This is a genomic window from Streptomyces sp. FH025, from assembly GCF_017427025.1.
In the GTDB taxonomy this organism is placed as follows: Bacteria; Actinomycetota; Actinomycetes; order Streptomycetales; family Streptomycetaceae; genus Kitasatospora.
Genome location: NZ_JAFLNG010000553.1, coordinates 1 through 5292, shown reverse-complemented (window position 1 = coordinate 5292; position 5292 = coordinate 1). Strand labels below are relative to the sequence as shown.

4 protein-coding genes, 1 pseudogene and 1 riboswitch are annotated in these 5292 nt (G+C 72.2%); of the genes and pseudogenes, 4 read left to right on the top strand and 1 reads right to left on the bottom strand.

The annotated features are described in order from the left end of the window. Positions 1 to 227: pseudogene (locus J0670_RS29185) on the bottom strand (rhomboid family intramembrane serine protease); the annotation flags it as partial. Between the two features lie 201 nt (positions 228 to 428). Here J0670_RS29185 and J0670_RS29180 point away from each other — a divergent pair. The 4 genes from J0670_RS29180 to J0670_RS29165 all read left to right on the top strand — a co-directional run bounded on the left by J0670_RS29180 (position 429) and on the right by J0670_RS29165 (position 5131). Next, positions 429 to 692 carry a hypothetical protein gene (locus J0670_RS29180; protein ID WP_207814691.1) on the top strand — a complete coding sequence of 88 codons (264 nt, stop codon included), beginning with the start codon at positions 429 to 431 and terminating at the stop codon, positions 690 to 692. Between the two features lie 77 nt (positions 693 to 769). After that, positions 770 to 2266, top strand: coding sequence for an NYN domain-containing protein (locus J0670_RS29175; protein WP_307806747.1), 1497 nt, complete (start codon positions 770 to 772; stop codon positions 2264 to 2266). 200 nt (positions 2267 to 2466) lie between these two features. After that, a complete protein-coding gene (locus J0670_RS29170; RefSeq protein WP_207814690.1) occupies positions 2467 to 3501 on the top strand; it encodes a C40 family peptidase in 1035 nt (344 codons plus the stop codon). Positions 3502 to 3839: 338 nt separating this feature from the next. Continuing rightward, a riboswitch (cyclic di-AMP (ydaO/yuaA leader) is annotated at positions 3840 to 3993 on the top strand. Positions 3994 to 4003: 10 nt separating this feature from the next. After that, positions 4004 to 5131 (top strand): NlpC/P60 family protein, encoded by a 1128-nt coding sequence (locus tag J0670_RS29165; protein WP_207814689.1) that lies wholly within the window; start codon positions 4004 to 4006, stop codon positions 5129 to 5131. Positions 5132 to 5292: the final 161 nt, after the last annotated feature.

The following is a 5292-nucleotide window of genomic DNA, read 5'->3' as shown; positions in this document are numbered from 1 at the left end:
GGGCGTCCGGCCAGCAGTTCGGCCGGGACGGCGCCCCAGCGCTGCTCGTACCGCTGCTCCGCGCAGACCCGGGCCAGGCCGGTTCCGTACAGCGGGTTGAGCCCGGCGGCCGGTCCGAGCAGGAAGATCAGGGTGTTGGCCGCGATCAGGGCGTAGGTGACCGCCGGGGCGGGCGACGCCGGGCGGCCGTCCCGCGCGTCGGTGTGGTCGGGGGCCGTGAGCGCCATGCGGCCAAGCATCCCTCCGGCCGCCGCAGGTGACACCGCGGTTTACGGCAGGTGGACTAGCCCGCGTTCCGAGGTGACCGGTGGTCGTGGCGGTTGCCCCAGGCAATAGGCTTGGGGCGGGCAATCCCGCCTCCCGCCGCCGACGCCGGGGCTCCGGGGGGAGCGCCTAGCCCACCAAGGGACCAGCCGAGAGGACCCCCGATGACCGTCCCCGCTCTGACCGCCGAGACGCGCTGGCGCTGCACGCTGTGCGGCAACCTCACCCGCTTCGACGTGACCCGCACGGCTCGGGTGACCGAGTTCCTGCACTTCGATCTGGCCGGCGAGTCCAAGATCGAGGAGACCGAGGTGCTGAGCGAGACGATCGAGTCGGTGCGCTGCCGCTGGTGCAACGCGGTCGACCAGGTCGAGCTGGTGGCCCGCCCGGGCGCCGAGGGCGCGGAGGCCCCCGCCGAGCAGGGCTGACCCCCTTCCCGGTGCGGTGGGCGGAGCGCGGCGCGCCCGTCCACCGCACGGGACAATACAGACAAGACGCACGGAGCGTGACGACAGAGGCGGCCATCGCCGCCAACCGCTGGACCAGGATCGGAGCCGAGGACGTGGTGGACGCAGCGAGGGAGCCCGCCGAAGCGCAGGGGCTTCAGCCCGCTGCGCCGGACGCGGAGCTCGTCCCGTCCGAGGCCGACTCGTCCGAGGCGGCCCCCGCCGGGGCGGCCCCGGAGCGCGCGGCCGAGAAGCTCGACCGGCCGCTGCCCGAGGGGGTGCGCCGGCGCGTGGTCGGCCTGGCCTCGGACGCGCTGGGCGGACTGCCGACCGCGGAGCTGCCGCAGAGCCTGCGTCAGTACGTCAAGTTCACCCCCGCTCGACGGGCCAAGTACGCGGCCACCGCGCTGGCGGCGGCGCTGGAGTCGGAGCCGGCCTTCCGGGCGCGGATAGCGGAGCGGCTGCGACTGGGCCAGCCGGACCTGGTGAAGGCGCTGGAGTCGGGCACCGTCCCGAGTGCCGCCGATCCGATGGACGTCGCGGCCGCCGCCTACCTGGTGCGCTCGGCCGGCTGGAGCCGGCTGGTCACCGAGGCCGGGGAGGAGGCCGAGCGGGCCGGCGCCGAGGACGCGGCCGCGGAGGCCGCCCGGCTGGTGGAGAAGTTGCAGGCCGAGCTGGCCGAGGTACGGGCCGCCGCGCGCGCGGACCTGGACCGGCAGCGGGCCGAGTTCGAGGGCGTCCGGCGGGAGGCCGACTCGCTGCGCAAGAAGGTGCGCTCGCTGGAGAGCGACACCCGGCGGGCACAGGCCGAGACCCGGCGGCTGGCCGGGGAACTGGAGTCGGCGAAGGCGCAGGCCGCCGCCGAGCGCAGCGCGGGCGAGGGCGAGGCGCGGCGGCTGCGGCACCGGGTGTCCGAGCTGGAGAACGCCGCCGAGCAGGGCCGGCGCTCGGCCCGTGAGGGGCGCAGCGTCGAGGACATGCGGCTGCGGCTGCTGCTGGACACCGTGCTCCAGTCGGCGCAGGGACTGCAGCGGGAGCTGGCGCTGCCGGTCTCCCAGATCCGCCCGGCGGACCTGGTGGAGGCGGTGGTGCCGGGGGCGGCCTCGCCGCACGACGTGGCGCGGCGCGGGCTGGCCGAGGACGACCCGGCGCTGCTGGACCAGTTGCTGGCGATCCCGCAGGTGCACCTGGTGGTGGACGGCTACAACGTGACCAAGACCGGCTATCCGACGCTGCCGCTGGAGCAGCAGCGGATCCGGCTGCTGGGCGGGTTGGCGATGCTGGCCCAGCGCACCCAGGCGGAGGTCACCTGTGTGTTCGACGGGCAGGACCTGGACGTTCCGGTGATCATGGCGCCGCCGCGCGGGGTCCGGGTCCGGTTCAGCCGGACCGGGGAGACCGCGGACGAGCTGATCCGCCGTCTGGTGCGGGCCGAGCCGCAGGGCCGTCCGGTGGTGGTGGTGTCCACCGACCGGGAGGTCGCGGAGGGCGTGCGGAAGGCGGGCGCGCGCCCGGTGGCCTCGGTGCTGCTGCTGAACCGGCTGGCCCGGCCCTGACCTCGGGACGGGTGGCGTGACGCCCGGTCAGCGCCGGATTCGCAGGGGTGTGCGGATCCGGTGAATCCGGGGCGGGGGCCCGGGTTCACGCGTTCGAGGGAGTGGCAAAACGGATAGATCTTCACTAGGGTCTGGCGTCAAACCTATTTTCCGGAATCTCGCCTGAACAGGTGAGTCCGATGGAAGAAGGAGCCGGTCCCTTGGCCTCCCACCGCCGTCCCAAGCAGCCGAGCCGCGCGCGGGTCTCCGTGCTCACCGCTGCCGCTGCGACCGCGGTCGCCCTCTCCGCCCAGGTGGCCGCGCACGCCGCGCCGCAGCCGAACAAGGAAGACGTCAAGGCGCAGATCGACCAGCTCCAGCAGGAGCAGGAGCAGGCGGCGGAGAAGTACAACGGCGCCAAGGAGCGGGCCGACCAGCTCCGCAAGCAGTCCGACCAGTTGCAGGACCAGGTGGCCCGCAGCCAGGACCAGATGACCCAGTTGCAGGTGGGCCTGGCCGAGGTGGCGGGCGAGCAGTACCGCACCGGCGGCATCGACCCGTCCGTCCAGCTGATGCTCTCCTCCGACCCGTCCGGCTACCTGGACAAGGCCTCCAGCGCGCAGCAGGCGAGCGCCAGCCAGGCCGAGGCGCTCAAGGGGCTGCTCGACCAGCAGCGCCGACTGGACCAGGAGAAGGCCGAGGCCGCCGCGGTGCTGGCCTCGCTGGACTCCACCACCAAGGACCTGAACCAGGCCAAGACGGACGTCAACACGAAGCTGAAGGCCGCCCAGGACCTGCTGAACTCGCTCAGCGCCGCCGACCGCGCCGCGCTGAAGGCCCAGCAGCAGCAGGACGACCGCGCCTCGCGCGGCAGCGACCGGGTCGACCTCTCCAACCTGCCGCCGGCCAGCGGCTACGCGGCCGTGGCCGTGGCCAAGGCGATGAGCAAGCAGGGCTCCCCGTACGTGTGGGGTGCCACCGGGTCGAGCACCTTCGACTGCTCGGGCCTGATGGTCTGGGCGTACGGCCAGGCGGGCGTCTCGCTGCCGCGCACCTCGCAGGAGCAGGGCCACATCGGGACCGCCGTGACGCTGTCCACCGCCCAGCCGGGTGACCTGGTGATCTACGGCGGGGACATGCACCACGTCGCGATGTACATCGGCAACGGCATGGTGGTTCACGCGCCGCACACCGGTGACGTGGTGAAGGTGATGAAGGCCGACGCGATGTCGATCAACACGATCCGCCGCATCTGACGGACCGACACGCCCGAGGGGCCCCGTTCCGGTCCTGTGATCAGCGCCACCCCTGACTTCCGGGGTGGCGCTTCGGGTTTGCCCGCTTCCTGACCGGCTGATGAGAATCGATCAGCTTTGCGTGTGGCAGTGATCACCATCGGTCATTTTCACAAAGGAACATGGATAATATTCTGTCTTTTTTCTGACAAGGATTTGAACCGATCACGGTTCAGTTACTAGGGTCATGCTCCGAACCACCGCACTGTCGATCACCCAGCCCGGGTGGCGGCGGTGGTTTCCGTCGAGTTCGCGAAACAGCGGGGCAGGTCGAAGCGACTGCCGACAGGGGAGCCCAGTAGTCGGGGGCGCTGCGGAGCGGAGCCGGGGAACCACGTTCCTCCGGGGTGAATCGGCGCCAGGTCGGCCGGTGGAACGGCCGTGAGGCGTCGTAGGGCATGCTTCCGGCCCGAACCCGTCAGCTCACCCGGTAGGCGGACGTAGGAAGAAGGAGTCCGCCTTCGTGGCGTCCCATCGTCGTCCCAAGCCCGCGGGCCGCGCTCGCGTCTCGATCCTGACCGGTGTCGCCGCCGCCGCCGTCGCGCTGTCCGCGCAGACCGGCGCCCACGCCGACCCGCAGCCGACCAAGGACCAGGTCAAGGAGCAGGTCGACCAGCTCAACGAGCAGGCCGAGGTCGCGACCGAGCAGTACAACGCCGCCCAGGAGAAGCAGCAGGGCCTGGAGAAGCAGGTCGCCGGCCTGCAGGACCAGGTGGCCCGGCAGCAGGCCCAGGTGACCGACCTGCAGGGCGGGCTCGCCGAGATCGCCGGGGAGCAGTACCGCAACGGCGGCATATCGCCGACCGTCCAGCTGATGCTCTCCTCCAGCCCGGACAACTTCCTCAACCAGGCCGGTGCGCTGAACCAGGCCGGGGACACCCAGAAGAACCAGCTGAAGCAGCTCCAGGAGCAGCAGCGCAAGCTCGACCAGGACCGCACCGAGGCCCAGGGCAAGCTCGCCGAGCTGGAGTCCACCACCCAGCAGCTGAAGGCCTCCAAGGAGGCGGTCCAGGGCAAGCTGAAGGCCGCGCAGGACCTGCTCAACACCCTGACCGAGCAGGAGCGCCTGCAGCTCCAGCAGGCCGAGGCCAAGGCCGCCGCCGACGCCAAGGCCAAGGCGGACGCCGCGGCCTCCCAGGCCTCCCAGGCCTCCCAGGCTTCCCAGGGCGCCGACCGCGCCTCGCGCGACAACAGCCGCTCCGACCTCGGCGCCTCGCCGGTCAAGGTCGCCCCCGGCAGCTCGCACGGTGCCGCCGCGCTGGCCGCCGCCGCCTCCAAGATCGGCAGCCCGTACGTGTGGGGCGCCACCGGCCCGAGCTCCTTCGACTGCTCCGGCCTGATGGTCTGGGCTTACGGCCAGGTCGGCGTGTCGCTGCCGCGCACCTCGCAGGAGCAGGCCCACGCCGGCACCCGGATCGGCACCGACCTGTCCCAGGCCCAGCCCGGCGACATGCTGATCTTCTACGGCGACGCCCACCACGTCGGCATCTACGCCGGCAACGGCCAGGTGCTGCACGCGCCCAAGCCGGGCGCCTCCGTCCGCTACGAGGCGGTCACCAACATGCCGCTCACCGGCATCGTGCGGGTCTGACCCCGCCACGCGGCTTTCCAGGCCCGGCCCTCCCGTCGCGGAGGGCCGGGCCTGCGGCTTTTCCGGTGACTCGGGCAGATGTCCGATTAGGGGTCAAATATTCGGGTCGGTAGGGGTTTGGACTCACTTGCCCGGACTCGCTAACGTCTGCCACCGGACTC